This window comes from Stenotrophomonas sp. TWI1409 (genome assembly GCF_039673015.1).
Classification (GTDB): domain Bacteria; phylum Pseudomonadota; class Gammaproteobacteria; order Xanthomonadales; family Xanthomonadaceae; genus Stenotrophomonas; species Stenotrophomonas maltophilia_A.
On sequence record NZ_JBDJKU010000148.1, the window covers coordinates 1 to 359 of the forward strand.

2 tRNA genes are annotated in these 359 nt (G+C 58.2%); both read left to right on the top strand.

Annotated features, from left to right (window positions below):
* Window positions 1–30: 30 nt before the first annotated feature.
* Window positions 31–106, top strand: a tRNA-Gly gene (locus ABE423_RS20735).
* A 142-nt stretch (window positions 107–248) separates the two neighbouring features.
* Window positions 249–324: transfer RNA gene (locus ABE423_RS20740), tRNA-Gly, on the top strand.
* Window positions 325–359: the final 35 nt, after the last annotated feature.

Consider the following 359-nt stretch of genomic DNA (forward strand, 5'->3'; position numbering starts at 1 on the left):
CGCTCCTTCGACGCAGGTCGAACGGAATCTGCGGGAATAGCTCAGTTGGTAGAGCGCAACCTTGCCAAGGTTGAGGTCGCGAGTTCGAGTCTCGTTTCCCGCTCCAGATTCTACAGGGCCCCGGTAGGGGCCTTGTTTTTCTCCCGCCACGGCAAGGCGGGGCACGTTGGGCCACAAGGCTTTACGCGCAGTCAGAAAAGTGAAATCGCTGGTGTGTGTTCCGGATTTCCGGTACCATGGCGGCTTACGCGGGAATAGCTCAGTTGGTAGAGCGCAACCTTGCCAAGGTTGAGGTCGCGAGTTCGAGTCTCGTTTCCCGCTCCATGTTCCGACAGGCCCCATCATGGGGTTTTGTCTTG